Source organism: Advenella kashmirensis W13003, from assembly GCF_000506985.1.
In the GTDB taxonomy this organism is placed as follows: domain Bacteria; phylum Pseudomonadota; class Gammaproteobacteria; order Burkholderiales; family Burkholderiaceae_B; genus Advenella; species Advenella kashmirensis_A.
On record NZ_KI650980.1, the window covers coordinates 24,023 to 49,504 of the forward strand.

The following is a 25,482-nucleotide window of genomic DNA, read 5'->3' on the forward strand; positions in this document are numbered from 1 at the left end:
AATTTTTTTGAAATACCGGTCAGGTTTTCTGGTTCGCCATTCGTCTTACCGAATATAGCAGCATTGTCTGCACTGCAGGCTGTCGACCATTGCAGATGTGATGAGAACAGCGCAGTCCGATTTTTTAATATTCAGGGTAAACGCTGTGGCTCAATTGAATTTGTCATTTTTTGAAGCGGCATCCGGCATGCGCGCATCTGTCTGTGTCCGTCAAACGATGCTTGCCGTGTCGGTGAGTGCCGCGTTTGTTTCGGTTACGCCGGCCAGCGCACAGCAAACGGCTGTCTCCATCGATATTGCCCCGCAATTGCTGGGCGACGCGCTACTGCGGCTCGGCCAGCAAACTGACTTGCAATTCATCTATCAACCATCGCTATTGAATGGATTGCGTACTTCAGGCGTCAAGGGCAGGCTGACGCCTGAGCAAGCGCTGAATCAATTGCTTTCCGCCAGTGCGATCCGTTATACCCGGCAGGGCAATACCATCACGCTGCAGCGGCGTACCGCTCCACAGGCTGCGGCAACGGCAGCGGGTAGCGATGTAGCGCAACTGGAACAGATCGTGGCAACCTTGCCGTCCGATCCTGCAACGACAGAAGGAACCGGTTCTTACACCAGTCAGGCCAGCAGTTCATCAACCCGTTTATCTCTTTCTCCGAAGGAAACGCCGCAGTCCGTCACTGTTATGACGCGTCAACGCATGGACGATCAGGGCATTACGCAGCTATCCGACCTGGTACAGCAAACCCCGGGCCTGTCGCTGGATGCCGGCGGCAATATCGGCTCGGACACCAGTACGATTTTCTCCCGGGGCTTCGAAGTGGATAATTATCTGATTGATGGCGTCGGGCAGGTCAACAGTAATTACAGTCGTATTTTCCAGTCCAACGACATGGTTTTGTTTGATCGCGTCGAAATTGTGCGCGGTGCGACCGGTCTGATGAGCGGACTGGGTTCTCCTGGCGGCTCGCTCAATATGATCCGCAAGCGTCCCACCCAGGAGTTTCAGGCGCTGGCAAAACTGGAAGCGGGTTCCTGGGACCATTACCGCTCCGAGGTGGATGTCTCAACGCCAATGAATGAAGCAGGCACGATACGCGGACGTATTGTGGGCGCCATTCAGAACAATCACTCCTACCTGGACCGCCTGCGGGAAAAAAAGCGGATTCTCTATGCGACGGTTGAAGCGGACCTGACGCCGTCGACACTTGCGCGGTTGGGCTTCTCTTACCAGGAACACAACGCAACCGGGCACGCCCGCTCGGGACGCCCCGGTTTTTATGCCGATGGCGGCAGGACCGAGTGGAGCCGCTCTGACAGCGCGGCTGCCGACTGGGCCTATTCGCGGCGTCGCAACCAGGCCTTCTTCGCTTCGCTCGAGCATCGCTTTGCCAACGACTGGCTGCTTAAAGGGACGTACAGCTATGCATCCAGCCGCTATGACGAGGTACTGGGTTACGCCGCTGGCGGATTTCCGGATCGGCAGACCGGCCAGGGGGTGATGCTATGGGCCGGACGCTGGGCGGGAACGCCAAAGCAAAACAGCCTGGATGTCTACGCGACGGGCCCTTATACGCTTTTTGGCAGAAAACATGAGTTAGTGGTCGGTGCGACCCTGACGCATACCGAAGAGCATACTCCCACCTATGGCCTATGGCGGTTTGATGGATGGAACAATGCCGTCGATAATATTTATGAATGGGATGGCAGCACACCCGGCGCGCCTCCCAATCCCCCCAACGGCAGAATGCATATTCGCGAAAAAACAAGCAGCGCCTATATGACCACTCGCTTGCGCCCGACCGATGCGTTGTCTGTCATTCTGGGCGCGCGGATCACGTCCTGGGAAAATGACAAGCGCACTTTTGACCTGTCCGGCACTCCCGACACCTCGGTGTTGCAGGCCGAACATGGCAAGCTCACGCCCTATGCGGGCGTGGTGTACGACGTCAACAAGATATGGTCTCTCTACGCGGGCTACACCTCTATTTTCAAGCCCCAGACGAATATGGATACCAGCGGCAATTATCTCAAACCGCTGGTCGGCAATAGTTACGAACTGGGCGTAAAGGGGAGTTTGCTGGATGATACGCTGAATGTCAGCGCCGCCGCCTTCTATTTGAAACAGGATAATCTGGCCGTGGCGCTGCCGGGCGAGTTCGCGCCAGATGGCAGCAGCGCTTACGAAGCGGTGTCGGGTGCCCGCACGCGCGGTTTCGAGCTCGAAGTGTCGGGCCAGATTCTGCCGCACTGGCAACTGGCAGCGGGCTTTACGCGCAGCGTCAGCAAGGATAAGGATGGCGGTGTTCTTAGCACCGAAGTGGCGCAGAATATTTTCAAACTGTTTACAACCTACCATATGCCTCACGTGGGGAACGGGCTGACCATCGGTGGCGGCGTACGCGTGCAAAGCAAAATCTACGACGATGATCTGGGCCCCAATAAGGAACGCTTTACCCAGAAAGGGTACGCCGTTGTCGATCTGATGGCCCGGTATGCATTCACTGATAAGGTGTCGGGCTATGTCAATGTCTACAACCTGACGGACAAAAAATATTATTCCGGCGTCGGCATGGCGTACTATGGCGCGCCGCGCTCGATACGTGCGGGTGTCGATATCCGATATTGATATTCAGGAGGGAGTCGGCAACTTATTGCGCAACGGCAGATTTTGGATGTGAAAGGGCAGTATGGGTAAAACGCAGCAAGGTAAAAGTCGCAGATGGCACCGGTCCGCATTGGTCGGGCTGGTGGCGATACTGGCATTGGCGATCGGCAGTTATGCGTTGAGCCGACGCGCCGTGGTCACTTACGAAACCGCGCACGTCGAGCGGCGTAATATCGAGGCGACTGTCGCAGCGACCGGCGTGCTGCAGCCGCGTCGTTATGTGGATGTCGGCGCCCAGGTCTCGGGGCAGATCACCCGGATCTACGTTGAGCCCGGCGATACGGTGAAAAAAGGCGACCGCTTGCTGGATATCGATCCCAGCGTGCAACAGGCGGAAGTGGACGCGGGGCGTGCCTCGCTGGCGGGCCTGCATGCGCAGCTGGCCGAGGAACGCGCGCAGCTGGATCTGGCGCAGAAGAAACTGCGCCGCCAGCGTGTGCTGGTGCGCACGGGTTCGACGTCGCTGGAAAATGTCGATATCGCCCAAGCCGATGTCGTTGCCACCCAGGCACGGATCCGGCGTTTGCAGGCCCAACTCGAACAGACCCAGGCGACGCTGAAAGCAGATGAAGCGCGGCTGGGTTACACCCGCATTTATGCGACCATGGACGGCACCGTGGTGACGCTGGATGCCCGCGAAGGGCAAACGCTGACGTCAACCTACCAGACGCCGAATGTCATGCGGGTGGCCGATCTGTCGGGCATGACGGTGTGGGCGGAAGTCTCCGAGGCCGATATCCGTCTTATCACGGTTGGCATGCCCGTGACGTTTACCACGCTTGGCGGCCAGCATGACCACGAACCCCGGCAGTGGCACAGTACGGTGCGCCAGATTTTGCCGGCGCCACCGAATTCCGGCGAGCAGACCGCCGACAACGGGAAACCTGCTGCCTCTACCAAGGCTGTGATGTATACCGTTCTGTTTGATGTGAGCAATGATGACGGCGCGCTGCTGCCACAAATGACGGCACAGGTCACGTTTGTCTCGGCCAGAGCCCGGGACGCGCTGGTTGTGCCGCTGGAGGCGGTGAGTGCAGAGCGGGATGCGACGGGCCAGTACTCGGTTCGTGTGCTGGATAAATCGCGTGCGCCGCAAACCCGTCCGGTACAGCTGGGCGTGCGCAGTCGCCATGAAGTTCAGGTACTGGCTGGTCTTGAGGCAGACATGATGGTTGTGACTGGCGAAAACGAAGAAAACAGGGTTCCGTGGTTCAAATGGTAACCACGCCGGATTCTGTCGCAATGGACTTTACGCGCGCCGTGCCTTTGATTCAGTTGCGTAGCCTGGGAAAATACTATGGCGGCAGCGACGGCGCTCCTAAAGCGCAAATCCTGCACGATATCAGCCTGAGCGTGTATGCCGGCGAATTCGTGGCGGTGGTCGGCCCGTCAGGATCGGGCAAGTCGACGCTGATGCACCTTCTGGGATGTCTGGATCGGCCCAGTTCGGGGCACTATTTCTTCGAGGGAAAGGATGTATCGGCCTTCGATGCCGACGACCTGGCGCGGTTGCGGCGCGAAGCCTTCGGATTTGTGTTCCAGGGCTATCACCTGCTGGCAGAGAACACGGCGAGCGAAAACGTTCAGGTGCCGGCAATCTATGCGGGCATGCCGGGGCGCGAACGGCAGCAACGGGCAGAGGATTTGCTTTCCCGGCTGGACCTGGGCGCGCGTCTTCATCATCGGCCAGGGCAGTTGTCGGGCGGACAGCAACAGCGGGTGTCCATTGCGCGCGCGCTGATGAACGGCGGACGCATTATTCTGGCCGATGAACCGACCGGCGCGCTCGATAGCCACAGTAGCGCGCAGGTCATGCGTTTGCTTAAGGAACTGGCGCAGGCGGGCCATACCATCATTCTGATCACCCACGACAGCAAGGTCGCGCAGCAAGCGGACCGTGTGATTGAAATCCGTGACGGAAGAATCCTCGGTGAGGATGGGGGGCACGGCACGGCAACAACGACTGCGCAGAACACGGACGTATCGTCGGACCAATCAGCATCACAATCGACACCGACACCGACATCCGCATCGGCGAACGGGCAACGGCATGAATCGCCGATGCCCGCTCCAGTGCACGGGCATCCCGGCGATCTCTTTGGCCAGCAGGAAGATCGCAATGCCTTCAGGGCAGAATTGTATGAAGCGTTGCGGATGGCCTGGCGCGGCATGCGAACGAACCTGGTGCGTACGGGACTGACGTTGCTGGGTATTATTATCGGGGTGGCGTCGGTCATCGTCATGCTGGCGGTGGGCGAAGGATCGCGTCAGACGGTGATGACCCAGATGGGAACCATGGGCTCGACCATCATGTATATGAGCAGCAGCTATCCTCCGGCAGGCGGGCCAATGGGACAGTTATCCGAAGCCGACCTGGAAGCACTGGCGGCCTTGCCGGAACTGCAGCACGTGATGCCGGTCATCGGTGATCCCACGATTGTCAGATACGCAAACGCCGCCAGGCAAAATTACGTCTATGCCGCGGCCGCCGTCATGCCCCAGGTGCACCACTGGAAAGTGCGCAGCGGGCGCTATTTCACTGCAGCGGAGGATCGTGAGCTGGCGCCTGTAGTCGTGTTGGGCCATAAGGCCAGGAAATTCTTCTTTCCCGATACGTCCAATCCGCTAGGCAAGCAATTGCTGATCGGCAGCGCTTCCTTCGAAGTCATCGGCATCATGTCCGAAAGGGGCGCCGATTCCGGCTTGCAGGACTACGACGATATGGTGTTCATTCCGTATCGGGCCGGCCGCGCCCGTGTATACCAGGCGCAAACACAGCCCGATTATGTTGTGTTGCAAGCCACCGCGCCGGAAGTGGTTCTGCAGGCCGAGCAGAGTATCAGAACTGAGCTGCTGGCCCGCCACGGAGGCCGCGAGGACTTTTCCATCGGCAATGCTGCCGCGCAACTGCTGGCCGAAGCGCAGGCGCGTGATTCCATGACCCTCATGCTGGGGTTGATCGCCGCCGTATCTTTGCTGGTGGGCGGCATCGGAGTGATGAATGTCATGTTGATGACGGTAAGCGAACGCACACGCGAGATCGGCATACGCATGGCCACCGGCGCAAGGCAGCGCGACATTTTGCGCCAGTTCCTGGTCGAAGCGCTGATGCTGACGGTCAGCGGTGGCGCGGCCGGTGTTTTTTGCGGCATTGCCATTGGCATGCTGCTGCTGGCGGTGGGCGTGCCGCTGGTCTTTTCTCTCACGGCTATCGCGGGGGCGTTCCTGTGCGCCGTCATTACCGGCATCGTGTTCGGTTACATGCCTGCGAAAAATGCCGCCCGCCTGGATCCGGTCAAAGCGCTGGAAGGCCGCTAGCCGACCAGTGGCCCCAAAAAAAGGATGGATAGTGGCGGGTCACATTTACCCTCCACATCCTCAATCTGTCTTATTTTTACCTCAATGAGCCAGGCCAATCCCGTCGCGACCTTCAATTTATTTCGTAATTGATAATGATTCTGATTATAATTACTGGTTTTTGTAATTAACTGAAATAGTGATCTGGATCAAGGGAAATAGTAAATGCATTGCCTGAACAGCAACCGTCCAAAAACAGAGGCCTGCGGTGTGATGCGCAAGCACGAGGTCGCAGCCGCCGTCCTGGTCGCTGTAACAATGCTGGCAGCCAGCCGCCCTGTAGCAGCCCAGACGCAACAGTATGCATCGCGTGAAGGCGAGGCCAAACCGGCACCTTCAGCACCCATTGCGCCTGCGGTGAAAGCGGATGCGGCATCGGTGGCGACGCTGCAGGCCATCAATGCTACGTCGGCAGCGGACGACACTATCACCGAAGGCACCCGATCCTACACGACGCCTGCCACCCGGGCAGGCACCGGCCTGTCTTTATCCCTTCGCGAAACTCCGCAGTCGGTGAGCGTGATCACGCGCCAGCGCATCGAAGACCAGAACATGCTGTCAGTCAGGGACGCAATGGCAGGCAGTCCGGGCATTTCCGTTCAAAATTATGATGTGGAGCGTTATAGCTTCAATTCCCGCGGTTTCTCCATCGATACCTATCTGTACGATGGCATCCCCACGACCGTCACGGGCGGAGGCGGATGGAGCGCCGGCGAATCTTCCATTGATCCGATCATCTATGATCGCATCGAGGTCGTACGCGGCGCAACCGGTCTTCTGACCGGTGCGGGCAATCCGTCCGCCGCGATCAACCTGGTACGTAAACGCGCAAGCAGCAAAGAATTCAAGGCAGATCTGTCGCTTGCGGCCGGTTCCTTCGACACGTACCGCAGTACAGCAGACCTGCAGACGCCGATCACCGCCGACGGTCGCATCCGGGGGCGGATCGTAGGTGTCTACCAGAAGAATCATTCCTACCTGGACAATTACAGCAATCGTAAAACTGTCTTCTACGGCACGATCGAAGCGGACCTGACTGACAGAACAACGTTGCGGTTTGGCTATAACTACCAGGAAAATGATCCGAAGGGCAGCGGATGGGGTGGATTTCCCCTGTGGTATGCGGATGGCAGCCGCACCGATTGGGATCGCAGCCTGAATATCGGCACAGATTGGTCCAAATGGGCGACCAAGACGCAGGGCGCGTTCCTGAATCTGGAACATCAATTCGACAACGGGTGGCGCGTTGATGCCATGCTCAATTACAGCAAGCACTCGGCCGATGAAAAGCTGTTGTTTCTGTCCTCGTTCCCGGATGCCACGACAGGCGCGGGGTTGTCACCCAGTGCGTCGCGCTATGTGGGTGATCGCACACAGAAAAGCGCTGACCTGAAAGTGTCGGGACCGTTCGAGTTGTTCGGACGCACCCACGAGCTGGTTGTCGGCGCCAGTCTGAGTCGGCAAAAAACGCTTTTCTATGGTGGTTCGGGCACCCGTATTACACCGATAGACAATTTCCTGGAATGGAACGGCGATTATCCGGAACCCGTATGGAACACCGATGCGGTCGCGCTGGATAATCGCACCAATCAGGCGGGCGTCTATCTGGCGACGCGCCTGAATTTGACCGATGACCTGAAAGTCATTGTGGGTGGTCGCTACAGCGAATGGAAGAGGGAGCAGGGGGGAACCAACCCCTTTCGCTTCGATAAATCGGCCTTTACTCCCTACGCCGGCATTCTTTACGACCTGAATGATAATCTGACTGCGTATGCGAGCTATACGAGTATTTTCAATCCGCAAGATTACCAGGATCGGGAAGGGCGCTGGCTGGATCCGCTGGAAGGCGACAGTTATGAAGTCGGCCTGAAGGGCGCATTCCTGGATGGACGCCTGAACGCCAGCGTTGCCTTGTTCCAGATCAATCAGGATAATCTGGCGCAGCAGGATGTGGGGTACCGCGTGCCGGGCACGACGAACCAGGCTTACTACGCAGCAAAGGGGACGCGCAGCCGCGGCTATGACCTGGAAGTATCGGGTGAGCCGCTAGAACGCTGGAGTCTCATGGCGGGTCTGTCGCACTGGACAGCAGGCGATGCCAATGGTAATGCGGTACAGACAAACCAGCCGCGCACCCTGTTCAAACTGTTTTCGACCTATCAGCTTTCCGGTGCCCTGCATGGCCTGACCGTGGGCGGAGGCGTAACCTGGCAAAGCGGCAATTACACGCTGGGTAGCGGTCCCAAGGGCAAGGAAAGAGTGGCCCAAGGGTCGTACGCTCTGGTCGACCTCATGACCCGATATCAGGTCAACGATCGCGTTTCCGTGCAGGTTAATCTCAATAATCTGTTGAACAAGAAGTACTACAGCCAGATCGGCTTCTATAATCAGGGGGCCTGGGGGGCGCCGCGCAATGTCATGGCCACGCTTAGCTATAAATACTGACGCGCCAGCCAGGATCGCTTTTATCGGCAGGACATCGGTCTCTGCCTAACCGGGAATAAACGATGAACACCACTAGCTCTTTCTCCGAACCCGTGCTGCGGGCACTGACGATTGCCCTGCTGGCGGCATACGGCGGTGCGTATGCGCAGACGGTATCGGCTCCGTCCGCGACGCAACCTGCCCAATTGGAAGCGATCGAAGCGACCGACGAGGCCGCGTCCGTTTCCGTACCTACGCCGCCCGCGTACGCTGGTGGACAGGTAGGCACAGGCGGACAGGCCGGTATTCTCGGCAATATGGACGCGATGAACACGCCTTTTATCGTCAACAGCTATACCTCCAAACTGATCGAAGACCAGCAGGCGCGTACATTGGGCGAGGCCATCAAGAACGATCCCACGGTCCAGGTCGGAAACGGATTCGGCAACTTTGCCGAAACCTTCGTGATCCGGGGTTTTCCACTGAACAACGACGACCTTGCATTCAATGGTCTGTACGGCATTTTGCCGCGCCAGGTGCTGCCGACTGAAATGATCGAGCGCGTGGAAATCTTCAAGGGTGCCAGCGCCTTTCTGAACGGCGCGGCGCCCGGAGGCAGCGGTCTGGGTGGATTGATCAATATCCAGCCCAAACGCGGCACCGACGAACCGCTGACTCGATTGAATGTTGACTATACAGGACGCGGGCAGATCGGGGGCGGTGTGGATATTGGCCGCCGCTGGGGTGATGCCGGCGAGTTCGGTATCCGTGTCAATGCGGCCCATCGCGATGGCGAAATGTCATTCCCGGATGCGGAAAGCAGAACATCCGTATTGACCCTGGGACTGGATTATCGCGGCGAACGACTGCGTGCTTCACTGGATGCCGGGTACCAGAATATTCGTTATGACCAGGCGCGGCCGACGGTTGGGCTCTCGGGCGATGGCGTGCCCGAGGCACCCTCCAATAGCATCAATTACGCCCAGCCCTGGGCCTGGTCCAAACTGCAAAGTACGTTTGCCGTGGCCCGGGTGGAGTATGATCTGACAGAGGACTGGATGGCCTATGCTGCGCTTGCCTACAGTCGTGATAAAGAAGACGGCTTGTATGCCGGCGCCAATGTCAATGGCGATGGTATCGGCTCCCATTCGCCGCTGCGCACGCCTTATATTCGGAACACGGTGACGGGTGAAGTCGGATTGCGGGGCCGTTTTCAGACGGGTTCAGTCGGGCATCAGGTCAATCTGGGTGTATCGGCCCTGCGCAGCAGCAATCACTCGGCCTATGAATTTTTCGAAGCGCAGGATCGCGATATTTTCAACCCTGAAGACTCTCCCTATCCGGAGACGGTCACGTTTTCTGGCGGCGACATCTACAACCCGGGCAAAGTCGATCGTTCATCCCTGCGCAGTATTGCCGTGTCCGATACCTTGTCATTCCTGGATGACCGGGTATTGCTGACATTGGGTTTGCGTCATCAGAACCTTCGCTATACGGCGTATGACTACAGCGGCGGCGCGACGTCTGACTACGATAAATCCATTATCACGCCGTTTGTGGGCCTGGTTTTCAAGCCCACGCAAAATGTATCCCTGTATGCCAACTATATTGAAGGTTTGACACGGGGCGAGACCGCTCCCCTGGATGCTGAGAATCGCAATGAGGTATTCAAGCCTGCGCGAACCAAGCAGATGGAGGCGGGCGTCAAAGTGGACATGGGCGATTATGGTGCCAGCCTGGCCGTGTTTCAATTGGAAAAGCCTGAATTCTATCTGGACAGTCAAACCAATATTTTCAGTGCGGCCGGCGAGCAGCGCAATCGCGGCCTCGAATTGAGCATATATGGCCAGCCTGCCGAGGGCGTGCGGCTTATTGGTGGCGTGACTCTGATGAATGCCCGCTTGCAGAAAACACAGGACGGCGTGAATGACGGCAACCATGCCGTTGGAGTGCCGCGCTTTCAGGCGACCATGGGGGCTGAATGGGATCCGTCCTTTGCTCCCGGCCTGACCTTGCAGGGCTATGTGACCCGGCGGGGCGCGCAGTATGTGAACAAGGAAAACGAAGGCCGCATACCCGGCTGGACGCGCGTGGATCTGGGCGCACGATACACCACGAAACTGGCGGGACGACAGACCACCTTCCGTTTCGGTGTTGATAATGTCTTCAACAAACGGTACTGGGCAACGGTTGCCCCGCAGTTTGGTCAGCTGACGGCAGGCAAGGGCAGAACAGTGAAAGCGTCTGTGTCATTGTCATTCTGATTGACATATTCGTGAGCGGCGGCAACACCTGCCCAGGTTGTTGTCGCCTATTTACGTAACAGGCGGGGGTGATGTCTGATGTGCAAAGCGAACCATCAGGATTTCATCGCTGTAACCTGTTTCATCTTTGAGTGCCCGTGGCTCCCTGCCGAAAACGTCGAACCCGGCCTGCTGGTATAGCGCCAGCGCGGCTGTATTGGTTGCGGTGACGGTCAGGGTGACCTGCTCATAGTGTTGGTCGGCCCACGTCAGGAGCGTTGTCAGTAACGCGCGCGACACCCCCTGTCCACGCACCTCAGGTGCGACAAACACGCCCCAGACAAAGCCCTTATGTTTTTCCCGGTCGCTCATGCCAGGCGCCAGGCAGGCAACGCCAACAAGGGTACCGTTCTGTCGGGCGGCCCACACCATGCTGGTGCGTAATCGTTCTTCGAAAAAGGACAGTGGTTTTGCGGACTCAACCGCATGGCTGGCGCCGAACGCTTGTGGCGCCTGGAGCAGGGCCGCCAGGCGAATATCACGAAACGCCGAGGCCTGTTCACTGGAGAGCGTAATGATGTCGGTCAGATTCATATTCCATTTGTGAAGAAAGCCGGGTTCCCGCTATCTTACCGCACCGGGCAAGCAGTATTGGCGGCGCCGCGCCAAACTCATATCCGGTTGATCGGAATTTTCATATAGCTGACGCCATTGTCTTCAGGCGGCGGCAGCTTGCCACCCCGCACGTTGACCTGGATGGCCGGCAACAGCAGGGACGGCGTGGAAAGCGTGGCATCACGCTGGGTCCGCATTGCGACAAATTCTGCTTCGCTCACTCCCTCGTGGATATGAACGTTATGCCTGCGTTCGTCGCCGATTGTGGTCTCCCAGGCAAACTCGTTTCGTCCGGGTGCCTTGTAGTCATGGCAAACGAAAACGCGAGTCTCATCCGGCAAACATAACAAGCGGCGAATGGACCGATACAACGCGTGTGCATCACCACCTGGAAAATCGCAGCGGGCGGTCCCATAGTCGGGCATGAACAGCGTATCGCCGGCAAACACACAGTCGCCGATTACATAAGCCAGACAGGCCGGTGTGTGTCCCGGAACATGCAGAACAGTCGCAGGAATGTCGCCGATCTGGAACGTGTCACCATCTGCAAAAAGATGGTCAAAGTCGGCAATACTGCCACGATGCATGCCTTGCGTATTATAAATGTGGGAAAAGGCCGATTGCACCTGTTGGATATGTTTGCCGATGGCCAGGCGTCCGCCGAGCGCTTGTATCAGAACCGGCGCAGCGGACAGGTGATCGGCATGAGCATGGGTTTCAAGAATCCATTGCACTTGCAATTGGTGGGTACGGACATAATCAATAATGGCCTGTGCGGACCTGTCGCTGGTTCTTCCTGAGGCCGCGTCATAGTCCAGAACGCTGTCAATGATTGCGCAATGCGGGTTGTTCCTGGTGTGAACCGCATAGCTGATGGTGTTGGTGGTTTCATCGAAAAAACTTTTCACCAGGGGAACAGATGACGGATTCTTGCGGACATATGCAATTTGTTGCGATGCTGCGTCGCATGCGGGATCGTGATGAGTATCGGGCATGTTGAACTCCGTAGACGAAATAAAGCGGTCAAAGCAGGTGCACGTAATGCAAATCAGTTAATTATTATTAGTAATATGTTTATTTCTTTAAATTATAACAAAATTTATGTCAGAAGGGGCAGGTGCGCAAACGCTTTGTTATTGTCGTTCAGGGATAGCGGTTTTGATTGGGGCGTGTAGCGTTGCAAATTGAGGTCCCGGTAGTAAACGGTATGCGCGCTGCCTGCCAATAAAAGCGTACCGATGACGGGTACCAGAAGATAAGACGCCCGCATCTGTTGCATGTCGCGCGCGTGATAGCGTGAACCCATGATGCACAGAATGCTTGTGCCGAGAAGCAAACCGCCCAGTACGTCGGAGAACCAGTGCGCGCCGAGGTAAAGTCGTGAAAAAGCGACCGTCGCCACGAATCCGCCGGTGCAGATCACGAGCAGTGTTCTGGCCGGTTTGTTGAGAATGGGATAAAGCACAATGCACAAGAATCCGTAGAGCACCAGGTTGGCGGTGGTATGGCCACTGGGAAAAGAATAGGCCGTAAAACCGCTATACATCATATCGCCGGGGCGGACGCGAACAATGGCGGACTTGACCACTGAATTGAGCACGGCGGCCGCAAGAATGGTCACCGACCAATAAATGGCGGTGCGCCAGACGCGTTTTACAAGCAGCCATATCGCAGTCACGATGACGAGCGCGGTCACCATGAACGAATCGCCCAGTTGGGTGATCGTAATGAGCAGTGTATCCAGCTGTGGTGTGCGCGCCGATTGCAACGTCTGAAAAATTTGCTGATCGAATGCGAACACACGTCCGTCCAATCGTACGTTGAGCAGCACGACCAGGAACAGGGCGCAAGTAAATGCTGCAAGATAATAAGGCCAGGTCGTGCGAAAATGGTTCTTCATATTAATCAATGGTGAGGCAGGGGAGTGGGGTTCAACAAAAAACGGATGACTTGCTGATCGATATCGACAAAGATAAAATTATCGTTCGTTTCAACTCTCTTTTTACTACACTATGAGTCATCTTTCATTCAAATCGTTAGTGCTTGCTGCGGCTATCAGTTTTGTGACGGCCACAGTCTCACACGCGGCAGATATATACCCTGCCGACCTGGCCAAACAAGATGCCAACATTGCCCGCGCGTTTTCTGATTTGGCCGGCAAGCTCAAGAAAAAGCACGCCTGGGTGAGAAAGTTCGGTGTGACAACACCCACCGAAGACATCACGGTGGGCTCAACGTCCTACGTCCGACTGAGCGGCTGCAAGCCCCACGATTGTCCTTCTGAAAAGTACGTGGTGTTCATATCAAAGTCTGACTACAAAGCGGTGGGCGCATTTGTCGTAAATCGCCTGGACAACGGGGCAAACCCAACCCGCAGCGACATCTATTGGCTGAGGCAGCCTGATACGGAACAAATGGCTGTGCTTGCGTCGTCCCTGTTCCAATAATGGTTTGTTCGAGTCTGCCCGCGTAACACGGGCAGGCGTTCCAGGACGAGGGTATGCGATTTAGCCTTGTCCTGGTTTTCTCAAGGTCGTTTTTTATCGGTACGCGCGTCCAGTTCGCTCAATATTTCATATGCAATTTTAATCCGGTCTTCGATTGGATAATTCTTGTTGGCCAGCAGAACAATTCCCTGTTTCCTGGCGGGGATGAAGGCAACATAGGCTCCGAATCCGTTGGTCGATCCGGTTTTATTTATCCAGACATCGTCGCGCGGCGCGGCGGGAGGAACGACCGGCGTGACCGGCTGGGGCTGCAGCGCGAACGCGGCGCTATTGCCTTTTAACAGGGCCTGCAACGTGACCGGATAGGGATAGTGCTCCCAAATCAGATCCTGAGTCATAGCGGCGGTCTGGGCATAAGCGATATGCGTGTCGGTAACGGCTTTCTGCAAGCGGCTGTCCAGCGCTACCATGTTCATATTGGCCTGCACAAAGCGCAGCATATCCCGGCTGGTGGATTTTGCGCCATAGGCTTGCGCCCACAGAACCGCTTTGCTCACGCGCGCCGGGGCGTCCTGTTTGGTATACCCTTGAGCGTAGTTGCGCATTTTCCCTGCGGGGATATCTATATAAGTGTCATGCAGGCCAAGCGGCGCATATATCGCGTTTTGCATCACGGTCGTAAAGTCCTGCTGCATAGCCTTTGCCGCAATCAGGCCAAGCATGCCAATGCCTGGATTCGAGTACGTTCTTTGCGTCCCCTGTTTGTACGGCGGCTTCCACTCTTGCATATAGCTCATGAGTTGCGTTTGGGTTTTTATTTCCTCGGGTACTTGCAGCGGAAAGCCGCCGGGCGTGTGTGTGCCCAAATGCACCAGCGCGACTTTGCCGAACGGCGTTCCCTGCATTTGAGGCAGATATTTCTCCGTCGTATCGGTCAGCTTCAAATGACCCAGCGCCTGGGCATAGGTGGCCAGCGTGGCCGTGAATGTTTTACTGATGGAACCCAGCTCGAACAGCGTCGCCGCGGTCACGGGCTGCTGAGTCTGTTTTGAAGCGACACCGTAATCGAAAAAATAACGCCGTTCGCCGTCGATAATTCCGACAGCCATGCCGGGGATGTGGTGGTGCTGCATGACCGGCATGACCGACGCATCTACCCGGTTTTTGACGGAGGCTTCTGATGGCGCCGCAGCGGCGGGCGTTATATGGCTGAAGAGGGCAGCGGTGGCGGTAACGAACGTAATGTATTGAAGCGGACGAGACAGGAGCATAACGTATTGGCAGGTGAGAAGTGCGTGGTGGGAAGGCGACGTCGATATTGTCGCTGAACCGTCTGCTTTCGTTAAGCGCGTATTGGTAACAAGACCGTTACGATCAAAACAGGCATCTCGCGCGGGCCAGCGCGCGCACCGGACTGGCTGAATGACTTTCCGGGTTATGAGTGTGAGGTGATCATCGGATACGGGAACAAACTGCTTACATTTTCGTTGATATCCAGCTCCTTGCCAATATAGGGAAAGGCCCGTTGCGGGCATTGCGTGCGCTCGCATACGCGACAGCCCATGCCGATGGGGGTCGGATTATCAGGGTTTCTGATGTCCAGGCCTTTGGCATAGACCAGTCGATGCGCATGTTCAACATCGCAGCCCAGTGCGACCGCGAAATCCTTGCCCGGCTGGCCGAATCCGCCGGCCTGGCGAAACACGGTGCGTGCAATCCATAAATAGACCCGCCCATCCGGCATGCGTGCCAGTTGCCTGAGAATCCGCCCCGGATTTGAAAACGCTTCGTATACATTCCAAAGTGGACAGGCGCCGCCGACGCGGGAAAAATGAAAGTGTGCGGCGGATTGCCGCTTCGAAATGTTGCCGGCTCTATCCACCCGGATAAAGAAGAAGGGTACCCCTGCGGCCTCGGGCCGTTGCATTGTACTCAGGCGATGACAGATGGTCTCGAAACTGACGCCAAAGCGCTGGCCCAGCAAATCAATATCGTAATGCAATTGTTCGGCCGATTCCAGGAAGCGGGTATAGGGCAAAATGAGCGCCGCCGCAAAATAGTTGGCAAGGCCCAGGCGAACCAGTCTGCGCACGGCGGCACTGGAAAACCGGGGCGTGTCTACCATGTGCTCGAGCATGTCGTCGATTTCCAGAAAGGCCAGTTGCGTTCCCATCTGGAAGGCTTGTTGGCCAGGTCGCAGATAGGACGGCAGGCTAAGGCGCCGGGTTTCCGGGTTGTAATTCCGTTGTACCCCCTCTCCTGGCGACAGGGTATCGACGATTACACCATGCTGCTGCCGCAAGCGCCTGGCCAGCCGCTCGGCCAGGCCCGATGGCGTCGCCTCGGAGAGTCCCCAGGCGGCATGACACTGCTCGGCATGTGTATCGAGGGCTGAAAAATGATTATGGTGGGTAAAGAAAAAATCGCGCGCTTCTTCATAGGGCTGCGTTGGCGTTACCAGCGGATTCTGGCGATCCTCCTGGTCTTGGTAGGTCATTTTTTCAGCCATTGCTTCCAGCCGGTCCACCGCTTCGCGGTGCCGGCGATGCAAATGAATCAGCGCCCGGCCCACGGCGGGCATGTTCGTTGCAATTTCCCGCATTTCGGTTAGTGAGATCCGCGCCTCTTCGTTGCCGCCGACCGCAGAGGCAGGCAAGGTGGCTGCCACTTCGCGCAGGGCGGCCACCATCCGGGTCTGCTCGTCATCCGAGAACGCATTGATATCCACGTCGAACACTTCGCTTAACCGTAACTGGACCGGCATAGTCAGGGGCCGCTGGTTCTGTTCGATCTGGTTCAGATAGCTTGGCGACAGGCCCAGCATGCGGGCCAGCCCGATTTGCGTCAACTTACGCTCTTCCCGCAGGCGCCGCAGGCGGACACCCATAAAAATTTTACGCATGGCAACCCGTTTGAGTGATATGGATTGCCTGATTGTAGTTCAAATATTCGCAAAATTTGCAAATTGCAGCTACGCACTTCACCGATATTCGCCTTACAGATGATGCAAATTGTGTGTGTCTTGCGTAAACTGCGAATGCTAATGCTTAGTGGAAGTTTGCAACATTCAAGAGGAAGGCAAGACTATGACGAACACATCCGAAGTAAAGGGGTTTAAACCCAAGAAAGCAGTGGCCCTGTCCGGCGTCGTCGCCGGCAATACCGCGCTATGTACTGTAGGACGTAGTGGCAACGACCTGCACTACCGCGGCTACGACATTCTGGATATCGCGGAAACCTGTGAATTCGAAGAAGTGGCCCACCTGCTTATTCACGGAAAACTGCCCAACAAAGCCGAACTGGCAGCCTACAAGGAAAAGCTGGGTCGCTTGCGGGGTCTGCCCGCTCAATTGCAGATTGCGCTCGAAGCGCTGCCGGCCGCCAGCCATCCGATGGACGTTATGCGCACCGCCGTGTCCATTTTGGGATGCGTGCTGCCGGAAAAAGACGACCACAATGTGCCCGACGCACGCGATATTGCCGATCGTCTGATGGCGAGCCTGGGGCCGGCTTTGCTCTATTGGTACCACTACAGCCATAACGGCAAGCGCATCGACATCGAAACCGATGATGACAGCATCGGCGGCCATTTCCTGCATTTGCTGCATGGTAAAAAATCGTCAGACGAGTGGGTGCGTGCCATGCACACCTCATTGATCCTCTACGCCGAGCATGAATTCAATGCATCCACCTTTACCAGCCGCGTTATTGCCGGTACCGGATCGGATATGTATTCGGCCATTACCGGGGGCATTGGCGCACTGCGCGGCCCCAAACATGGCGGTGCCAATGAAGTGGCTTTTGAAATACAGAAGCGCTACGAAACACCGGACGACGCCGAGGCCGATATCCGCAAGCGTGTCGAGAACAAGGAAGTGGTCATCGGTTTCGGCCATCCGGTGTACACTGTGTCCGACCCGCGCAACAAGGTCATCAAGGAGGTTGCGCGTACGCTGTCATCAACGCAGCAGAACATGAAAATGTTCGACATCGCTGAACGCCTGGAAAGCGTGATGTGGGAAATCAAGAAAATGTTCCCCAATCTGGACTGGTTTTCTGCCGTGTCGTACCATATGATGGGCGTGCCCACCGCCATGTTCACGCCGCTGTTTGTGATCGCGCGCACGGCGGGCTGGTCTGCCCATATCATCGAGCAACGTATCGACAATAAAATCATTCGTCCGACGGCCAATTACACCGGGCCGGAAGATCAGACCTTTGTTCCACTGGATAAACGCTGAATCGTTATGAACACTGCAAACCGCAAACCCCTGCCGGGTACCCGGCTGGATTATTTCGATGCCCGGGCAGCCGTCGATGCAATCAGGCCGGGCGCCTACGACACGCTCCCGTACACCTCGCGCGTGCTGGCCGAGAATCTGGTGCGTCGCTGCGATCCCGAGACGCTGACCGATTCGCTCAAGCAACTGATTGAACGCAAGCGCGAACTGGACTTCCCGTGGTTTCCTGCGCGCGTGGTGTGTCACGATATCCTTGGGCAAACTGCGCTGGTTGATCTGGCTGGGCTGCGCGAAGCCATCGCCGAGCAGGGAGGCGATCCGGCCCAGATCAATCCCGTCGTTCCGACGCAGCTGATTGTGGATCATTCACTGGCTGTGGAACACGCCGGTTTTGAAAAGGATGCGTTTGACAAAAACCGCGCCATTGAAGACCGCCGTAATGACGACCGCTTTCATTTCATTAACTGGACCAAGAAAGCGTTCAAGAATGTCGACGTTATTCCGCCGGGCAACGGCATCATGCACCAGATTAATCTGGAACGCATGTCGCCTGTCGTCCATGCACGCGACGGCGTGGCTTTCCCGGATACGCTTGTCGGCACCGACAGCCACACGCCACACGTTGATGCGCTGGGCGTGATCGCCATTGGGGTGGGGGGGCTGGAAGCCGAAAGCGTCATGCTGGGGCGCGCGTCATGGATGCGCCTGCCGGATATCATTGGGGTGGAACTCACGGGCCAGTTGCAGCCAGGCATCACCGCCACCGACCTTGTCCTGGCGTTGACCGAGTTTCTGCGCAACCAGAAGGTCGTATCATCGTACCTGGAGTTTTACGGGGAAGGCGCGGCCCGCCTGACATTGGGCGATCGCGCAACGATCTCGAATATGACCCCCGAGTATGGCGCAACCGCCGCCATGTTCTACATTGATCAGCAAACCATCGACTATTTGAAACTGACCGGCCGTGACGACGAGCAGGTCAAACTGGTGGAAACCTACGCCAAACAGGCCGGTCTTTGGGCTGATAGTCTGAAGACGGCAGAATACGAACGCGTGCTCACTTTCGATTTGTCATCAGTCGTGCGCAATATCGCCGGCCCGTCCAATCCGCATCGCCGGGTGCCGACCTCCGAGCTTGCCTCGCGTGGCATTTCCGGGACAGTGGAAAACGAACCAGAACTGATGCCGGACGGAGCGGTCATTATTGCCGCCATCACCAGTTGCACCAACACCAGCAACCCGCGTAACGTGATCGCGGCGGGATTGCTGGCGCGCAATGCCAACAAGCTCGGCCTGGTCCGCAAGCCATGGGTAAAATCATCGCTGGCCCCAGGCTCCAAGGCCGTTCAGTTATATCTGGAAGAAGCCAATCTCTTGCCTGAACTGGAGAAACTGGGCTTTGGTATCGTGGCGTTTGCCTGTACCACCTGCAACGGAATGAGTGGTGCGCTGGACCCGGTCATCCAGCAGGAAATTATCGACCGCGATCTGTATGCCACCGCGGTGCTGTCAGGCAACCGGAATTTTGACGGCCGTATCCATCCCTATGCCAAGCAGGCTTTCCTGGCGTCTCCGCCGCTGGTTGTGGCCTATGCCATTGCCGGCACTATTCGTTTTGACATCGAGAAAGACGTGCTGGGCACCGACCCGAATGGCAATCCCGTCACGCTCAAAGACATCTGGCCTGATGACCAGGAAATCGACGCCATTGTTGCCAGCAGTGTCAAGCCCGAGCAGTTCCGCAAGGTGTACGAACCGATGTTTGCCGCCAGCGTGGAGCATGGCGAAGCCATCGACCCGCTTTATGAATGGCGTCCGCAAAGTACCTACATCCGCTGCCCGCCCTATTGGGAAGGCGCGCTGGCCGGCGAGCGTACGCTGTCGGGCATGCGCCCGCTTGCCGTGCTGGGCGACAACATCACGACCGATCATCTGTCCCCATCGAATGCCATTATGGCCAATAGCGCAGCGGGCGAATATCTGGCCAAGATGGGTTTGCCGCAAGAGGACTTTAACTCTTACGCTACCCATCGGGGCGATCACCTGACTGCACAACGGGCGACTTTTGCCAATCCCAAGCTGCTCAATGAAATGGTGCAGGAAAACGGCGAAATCAAACAGGGATCGCTGGCCCGCATTGAGCCCGAAGGCAAAGTTGTTCGCATGTGGGAAGCCATTGAAACCTATATGGAGCGCAAACAGCCGCTGATTATCGTGGCGGGTGCCGATTATGGCCAGGGTTCGTCGCGGGACTGGGCTGCCAAAGGCGTGCGTCTTGCGGGTGTCGAAGTGATTGTTGCAGAAGGCTTTGAGCGCATTCACCGCACCAACCTGGTGGGGATGGGCGTGCTGCCGCTGGAGTTCAAGCCCGGCGTCAATCGCCAGACGCTCAATATTGACGGTACCGAAACTTACGATGTTCTGGGAACGCCGCAACCGCGATCCACCCTGACCCTGGTCATTCACCGGAAAACGGGTGAACGCGTTGATGTGCCCGTGACCTGTCGTCTGGATACGGCCGAAGAAGTGTCGATCTACGAGGCAGGCGGCGTGTTACAGCGCTTCGCACAGGACTTTATTGAATCGGCGGTTGCCAGCTAAGGAAATGGAAAGGATCAACACATGAATCACGCACCGCAGATAAAAATTGCCGCAACTTATATGCGCGGCGGCACCAGCAAAGGCGTTTTTTTTAATTTAACCGATCTGCCCGAGGCGGCGCAGCAGCCCGGCGCTGCCCGCGACGCGCTGCTGTTGCGCGTCATCGGCAGCCCGGACCCCTACGGAAAGCAGACTGACGGCATGGGCGGTGCTACCTCAAGCACCAGCAAAATTGTCATCCTGTCCAAAAGCAACCGTCCCGATCACGATGTCGACTATCTGTTTGGCCAGGTGTCCATTGACAAACCTTTTATCGACTGGAGCGGCAACTGTGGCAACCTGTCGGCCGCCGTCGGTCCGTTCGCCATCAGCAATGGGCTGGTCGGGCAAGCGCGTATCCCGCAGGACGGCATGGCGACGGTGCGCATCTGGCAGGCCAATATTGGCAAGACCATTGTCTCGCATGTCCCCATGACAAACGGAGCAGTACAGGAAACGGGTGACTTTGAACTGGACGGCGTGACTTTTCCCGCAGCCGAAGTGCAACTTGAGTTCATCGACCCGGCCGCTGAAGAAGAGGGTGCAGCAGGAGCCATGTTCCCGACCGGCAATCTGGTCGATGATCTGGACGTACCCGGTGTGGGCATGTTGAAAGCTACCATGATCAATGCGGGCATTCCCACGATTTTTGTTAATGCTCAGGACATCGGCTATACCGGCACGGAACTGCAGGACGCTATCAATGGCGACACTAAAGCATTGAGCATGTTTGAAACCATCCGCGCCCATGGCGCCATGCGCATGGGACTGATCAAAAACCTTGAGGAAGCCGCCCAGCGCCAGCACACGCCCAAAGTGGCGTTTGTCGCGCAAGCGGCCGATTACCTCGCCTCCAGTGGCAAGCAAATCGGCGCCGGCGATATCGATCTGGTCGTGCGGGCGCTTTCTATGGGTAAATTGCACCACGCCATGATGGGCACTGCTGCCGTGGCTATCGGCACGGCAGCCACTATTCCGGGCACGCTGGTTAACCTGGCCGCCGGCGCGGGCGAGCGCCAGTCGGTGACATTTGGACATCCTTCGGGTACGCTCAAAGTCGGTGCCCAAGCCATGCAGGAGTCCGGTCAATGGACCGTCAAAAAAGTATCCATGAGCCGCAGCGCTCGCGTATTGATGGAAGGCAACGTCCGGATTCCGGCAGATGCATTTTGACGTTCCTTCAGAAAAATTTTACTTTTATACCCTCATTCAGAAAGGATTTACCTTATGTCGACTCGAAAGCAACTCAGATCACTTGTTGAGGCGCGCCGCGGCATGATTGTTCCAGGCGCATTTAATGCGCTGTCAGCCAAAGTCATCGCAGACCTGGGATTTGAAGCCATTTACGTCACTGGTGCAGGTGTCACCAATATGTTTTTTGGCATGCCTGACCAGGGATTCATGGGCCTGCACGAGATTGCCGAGCACACGGCACGGATCCGTGATGCGGTCGATGTGCCCTTGCTGGTGGACGCCGACACCGGTTTTGGCAACGCATTGAATGTTCGCCATACCGTGCGGGTTCTGGAGCGTGCGGGTGCCGATTGTATTCAGTTGGAAGACCAGGTGGCACCGAAGCGTTGCGGTCACTTTTCAGGCAAAGAAGTCATTTCCACCGAAGAGGCTGTCAGTAAAATCAAAGCCGCAGTGGACGCCCGCCGGGATCCCGATTTTCTGATTATGGCGCGTACGGATGCGGCAGCTACCCTTGGCTTTGAGGCTGCCATTGAGCGCGCCGAGATGTTTGCCGAGGCCGGCGCAGACATTCTGTTCGTAGAAGCCGTGACCAAGGCTGAGGAAGTGAAGGCGCTGCCCCAGCGCCTTGCCAAGCCTCAGCTGATGAATATGGTTATCGGCGGCCGGACACCCATTTTCAACGCCGACCAGCTGGCTGAATTGGGATATGGCGTCGTCCTGTATGCCAACGCGGCCTTGCAGGGGGCGGTCGCCGGCATGCAGAAAGCATTGACTGTGCTGCGCGATGAGAAGGAAGTGCAAGAATCCAGTGGCCTGGTGACGCCGTTCGCTGAACGCCAGCGTCTGGTAGGCAAGCCTGAGTGGGATGCATTGGAGAAACAGTACACCTGAAGCATCGGCATGATGGGCAACCAGAGCGCCCGATAGTGCATCGAAAAGCCGAGAGCCGGCGATATGAGTCTTAAGTGGACTGATGTCGCCGGCTCTCGCTTTTTTTGATATTCCGATGGCATCTGTATCAGGTTACGTTGAAGGATCGGACGACGGGTGTAATCGTGTCATTTCAATCTTATGAGAAGACAGTCGAACCTGAATGCAGGCTGAATAAATTGTTATCATAAGACTGGTCTGGATTTTGAGCAGGGCGCAAACGTCTTGTTGCTGCTTACCGGTTTGTCCGGTTCCTGCTTTAAACCCAGGCCAATAGTAATCGACACAGGAGTATAGAAATTGGAAAATCGTTCACGCTCTGGATACGGCGCTGTTACAAAGTTTTTGCACTGGACCATGGCTGTGCTGGTGATCTGGCAGTTTTTGAAATTCTTTGACCGCATTAATGATGGCGAACACTGGGTAGGAGAAACACTTGTCTCGTGGCATATCTCTATCGGCACGCTGGCATTATTGCTGATTGTGTTGCGCACCTGTTGGACTCTGACTCATCGTCAGCAGCGCCCGGCACACGAGCAGAAAATGGCTTTCCTGGTCAATGCGGGCCATTTTCTTCTTTATTTGAGTCTGTTTCTTTTGCCGGTTACCGGCATACTGCGCATGGTGGGTGGCGGCTACGGCGTCAAGGCGTTCGGCTGGCAATTAATCGAAAAGGGGGATGAAGTCAGTTGGGCCGCTTCGCTGGGCAGTCTGCATTCTCCATTTGCGTGGGTGCTTTTAATCCTGGTGACCGGTCACATCCTGATGGCGGTATATCACCAGTTTGTTAAACGAGACGGCGCATTTGCGCGAATTGTGTAATGCTTAGGCCGCCTTGTAGGCGGCCTTCTGATTTCCATCGCCGAATTGCTTGCCACCTTGATAAAAACATGACGCCAGTTGCGTGCCGGTGGCATCGACAACGGTCCATCGTCTAAGCCGTTTTGATTTCCTCAAGCAGTTCAGGATGGTGGTTCAATAATTTCAGAAGTTTTATCAGAGCGAGCGGCGGCTTGGTTTTCCCCGTTTCATATCGGGAAAATGCATTGACGCCGCCGCCAAAAATAGCCGCGGCTTCACGCTGATCGAGTTGCAGTTTGCGCCTCACGTTGGCGACGAAGTTCGGATCCACCATGGACGCGTTGACCTGTCGCTGGAATGCTTTCATGAGCGCGCCCATTCGTCCAGTCTCTGTCTTGTCATGAACGGACTCTCCGCAGGCGTCGCAGTAATCGCCTTCAATAGAAGGCAGCAGGGTAGGTTCACCCTTGTACACATATTCGATATCACGACGATCGTGAAGTAATGTGGCAGCGCCACAAACCGGGCATTTCATCTTATAGCTCCTTAAACGACACGACCAGCACGCAGTCGATTACGGCCATTTTGAGGTAGACATTTCCTAATCGGGTACGAGGTCGGTACACGTCCTGCCATACACGATAATCAGCATGTGAAGTCATGCTTTTATAGAAATCAGCGACCGATAAACTGCACACCACCGACCATATTTCGGCTGGTTCAAAACCCATATTAATCGCACCCATCACCGCACTCCGCGTCGCTCGTGCGAACCCCTGTTCGACGAGTTTTATCAAATGTGAAAGCTTGGTGTGTGGGGTGTGTTTTTCCATGGCAATAATAACTTAGTTGGTGATATTTTGGCAAGTAGGTTAAAAAAGAATTGAGTTTCGGCCTTTTGGGCTTGCCTTTTGATGCAACGTCCAGTTCCGGGCAGCACGATGTGATTTATCAACAGACGATATTTTTATAAAAGAACCTGTTATTGGAAAGAACGTAGATTCCGAGGCCGGCTATCCTGGACACGACCAAAACAAATCGGGAAGGTATCTCCAATCGTGAATATTGCTATTCAGTCCTGCTAATAGTATTGAAGGCACCTGAGCGCGATAATGGGCGCCCCATGTCACATGTGCCCCCGCGACATACTGTTCAAGTGAAAGTGCTTCCTGTATGGTGTGATGCACCTTGCTGACAATACAGCCGCCGATTCCATATACCTTTACATGGCACCGAAAGTATCGAGTGGCAGCAATCAAAGTCCCGGCATTCTCGGCCTGCCCGGGCTGACTGTCAATGTCTGTCGCTGCCCGCCGGGCCAGGGTCCGAATCTTCATTGTCATGAGCGGACTATTGAAACGTTCATGACGTTGCAGGGGGAATTCAAATGCCAGTGGGGCGATCAGGGTGAGTACGAAATCACACTTGGGCAGTTTGATATGGTCTCCTTTCTCCGGAACGTGATGCGTCGTTTTGAAAACAGCGATACCCAGGAATCATTGTTGCTGGTACTGGTCCAGTATGGAATACAGCGGCTTCGTATGATGCCGGGTTTGCAAAAATCATCGCGGCATTCGGTCAGGACAGATGTCGGACTCCAATCTGGAGGATGTCAAGACTGCAGGGAACAACGCCATAGGCACGCAAAATGCTTTCAGCATCGGGTATACCTATGGCCTGTCAAAACGGACCAGTCTCTATGCTGTGGGGACGTATATGAAAAATGTGGCTTACATCAGCAATTCAAGTGCTCAGGAGTATTCGATCGGGCTGCAGCATAAGTTCTAGGGAAGAGAAGAATGGCTATGATCAGTTCTCGTACGTGTCGAGAAGCTTAAGGGCATTCCTGCGAATCGACGGCCACTTGCCCGACGTGGTCGTCAATCCGAAAATATCATTCAGTAAATTTTGACTGCCGG

General features: G+C 56.2%; 19 protein-coding genes. 12 read left to right on the top strand and 7 right to left on the bottom strand.

Annotation, left to right across the window (positions count from 1 at the left end; genetic code table 11):
* The first annotated feature begins 145 nt into the window (after positions 1 to 145).
* The 5 genes from W822_RS35055 (at position 146) to W822_RS35075 (ending at position 10,713) form a co-directional block, all read left to right on the top strand.
* Positions 146 to 2,629 carry a TonB-dependent siderophore receptor gene (locus W822_RS35055; RefSeq protein WP_253272292.1) on the top strand — a complete coding sequence of 828 codons (2,484 nt, stop codon included), beginning with the start codon at positions 146 to 148 and terminating at the stop codon, positions 2,627 to 2,629.
* A gap of 61 nt (positions 2,630 to 2,690) precedes the next feature.
* Positions 2,691 to 3,890: an efflux RND transporter periplasmic adaptor subunit gene (locus tag W822_RS35060; protein ID WP_024005323.1), complete on the top strand. Its 1,200-nt coding sequence runs from the start codon at positions 2,691 to 2,693 to the stop codon at positions 3,888 to 3,890.
* A gap of 20 nt (positions 3,891 to 3,910) precedes the next feature.
* Positions 3,911 to 5,986, top strand: coding sequence for a MacB family efflux pump subunit (locus W822_RS35065; RefSeq protein ID WP_024005324.1), 2,076 nt, complete (start codon positions 3,911 to 3,913; stop codon positions 5,984 to 5,986).
* Positions 5,987 to 6,190: 204 nt separating this feature from the next.
* Positions 6,191 to 8,470 carry a ferric-rhodotorulic acid/ferric-coprogen receptor FhuE gene (fhuE, locus tag W822_RS35070; RefSeq protein ID WP_024005325.1) on the top strand — a complete coding sequence of 760 codons (2,280 nt, stop codon included), beginning with the start codon at positions 6,191 to 6,193 and terminating at the stop codon, positions 8,468 to 8,470.
* A gap of 62 nt (positions 8,471 to 8,532) precedes the next feature.
* Positions 8,533 to 10,713: a TonB-dependent receptor gene (locus W822_RS35075; protein WP_024005326.1), complete on the top strand. Its 2,181-nt coding sequence runs from the start codon at positions 8,533 to 8,535 to the stop codon at positions 10,711 to 10,713.
* A gap of 51 nt (positions 10,714 to 10,764) precedes the next feature.
* On the opposite strand, the gene W822_RS35080 is transcribed toward W822_RS35075, so the two are convergent.
* The 3 genes from W822_RS35080 to W822_RS0123590 all read right to left on the bottom strand — a co-directional run bounded on the left by W822_RS35080 (position 10,765) and on the right by W822_RS0123590 (position 13,207).
* Positions 10,765 to 11,286 (bottom strand): GNAT family N-acetyltransferase, encoded by a 522-nt coding sequence (locus W822_RS35080; RefSeq protein WP_024005327.1) that lies wholly within the window; start codon positions 11,284 to 11,286, stop codon positions 10,765 to 10,767.
* Between the two features lie 77 nt (positions 11,287 to 11,363).
* Complete coding sequence (locus W822_RS35085; protein WP_024005328.1) at positions 11,364 to 12,302, bottom strand: MBL fold metallo-hydrolase; 939 nt, start codon at positions 12,300 to 12,302, stop codon at positions 11,364 to 11,366.
* A 104-nt stretch (positions 12,303 to 12,406) separates the two neighbouring features.
* Positions 12,407 to 13,207 carry a phosphatase PAP2 family protein gene (locus W822_RS0123590; RefSeq protein ID WP_024005329.1) on the bottom strand — a complete coding sequence of 267 codons (801 nt, stop codon included), beginning with the start codon at positions 13,205 to 13,207 and terminating at the stop codon, positions 12,407 to 12,409.
* 112 nt (positions 13,208 to 13,319) lie between these two features.
* Here W822_RS0123590 and W822_RS35090 point away from each other — a divergent pair, with 112 nt between their 5' ends.
* Complete coding sequence (locus W822_RS35090) at positions 13,320 to 13,754, top strand: Ivy family c-type lysozyme inhibitor (protein ID WP_081724387.1); 435 nt, start codon at positions 13,320 to 13,322, stop codon at positions 13,752 to 13,754.
* Between the two features lie 80 nt (positions 13,755 to 13,834).
* On the opposite strand, the gene ampC is transcribed toward W822_RS35090, so the two are convergent.
* Together ampC and W822_RS35100 are read right to left on the bottom strand one after the other, a co-directional pair.
* A complete protein-coding gene (gene ampC / locus W822_RS35095; RefSeq protein ID WP_031242799.1) occupies positions 13,835 to 15,025 on the bottom strand; it encodes a class C beta-lactamase in 1,191 nt (396 codons plus the stop codon).
* Between the two features lie 164 nt (positions 15,026 to 15,189).
* Positions 15,190 to 16,656 carry a short-chain fatty acyl-CoA regulator family protein gene (locus W822_RS35100; RefSeq protein ID WP_024005332.1) on the bottom strand — a complete coding sequence of 489 codons (1,467 nt, stop codon included), beginning with the start codon at positions 16,654 to 16,656 and terminating at the stop codon, positions 15,190 to 15,192.
* Between the two features lie 184 nt (positions 16,657 to 16,840).
* Between W822_RS35100 and prpC the strand changes: the two genes are divergently transcribed.
* The 5 genes from prpC (at position 16,841) to W822_RS35125 (ending at position 23,584) form a co-directional block, all read left to right on the top strand.
* Positions 16,841 to 17,995 (top strand): bifunctional 2-methylcitrate synthase/citrate synthase, encoded by a 1,155-nt coding sequence (gene prpC, locus W822_RS35105; protein ID WP_024005333.1) that lies wholly within the window; start codon positions 16,841 to 16,843, stop codon positions 17,993 to 17,995.
* A 6-nt stretch (positions 17,996 to 18,001) separates the two neighbouring features.
* Entirely contained in the window at positions 18,002 to 20,596 is a 2,595-nt protein-coding gene (gene acnD, locus W822_RS35110; protein ID WP_024005334.1) for a Fe/S-dependent 2-methylisocitrate dehydratase AcnD, read from the top strand.
* A gap of 21 nt (positions 20,597 to 20,617) precedes the next feature.
* On the top strand, positions 20,618 to 21,808 hold the full coding sequence (prpF, locus tag W822_RS35115; RefSeq protein WP_024005335.1) for a 2-methylaconitate cis-trans isomerase PrpF: 1,191 nt from the start codon (positions 20,618 to 20,620) through the stop codon (positions 21,806 to 21,808).
* 54 nt (positions 21,809 to 21,862) lie between these two features.
* Positions 21,863 to 22,723, top strand: coding sequence for an isocitrate lyase/PEP mutase family protein (locus W822_RS35120; RefSeq protein WP_024005336.1), 861 nt, complete (start codon positions 21,863 to 21,865; stop codon positions 22,721 to 22,723).
* A 339-nt stretch (positions 22,724 to 23,062) separates the two neighbouring features.
* Positions 23,063 to 23,584 (top strand): cytochrome b, encoded by a 522-nt coding sequence (locus W822_RS35125; RefSeq protein ID WP_024005337.1) that lies wholly within the window; start codon positions 23,063 to 23,065, stop codon positions 23,582 to 23,584.
* 112 nt (positions 23,585 to 23,696) lie between these two features.
* Here the strand turns inward: W822_RS35125 and W822_RS35130 are convergent, their stop codons facing one another.
* Positions 23,697 to 24,098, bottom strand: coding sequence for a type II TA system antitoxin MqsA family protein (locus W822_RS35130; RefSeq protein ID WP_024005338.1), 402 nt, complete (start codon positions 24,096 to 24,098; stop codon positions 23,697 to 23,699).
* A 1-nt stretch (position 24,099) separates the two neighbouring features.
* The gene (locus W822_RS35135) at positions 24,100 to 24,396 is read right to left on the bottom strand and encodes a type II toxin-antitoxin system MqsR family toxin (protein ID WP_024005339.1); all 297 of its coding nucleotides are present in this window, start codon (positions 24,394 to 24,396) and stop codon (positions 24,100 to 24,102) included.
* Between the two features lie 393 nt (positions 24,397 to 24,789).
* Between W822_RS35135 and W822_RS46790 the strand changes: the two genes are divergently transcribed.
* Positions 24,790 to 25,344: a cupin domain-containing protein gene (locus tag W822_RS46790; RefSeq protein ID WP_172642792.1), complete on the top strand. Its 555-nt coding sequence runs from the start codon at positions 24,790 to 24,792 to the stop codon at positions 25,342 to 25,344.
* The last annotated feature ends 138 nt before the right edge of the window (positions 25,345 to 25,482 follow it).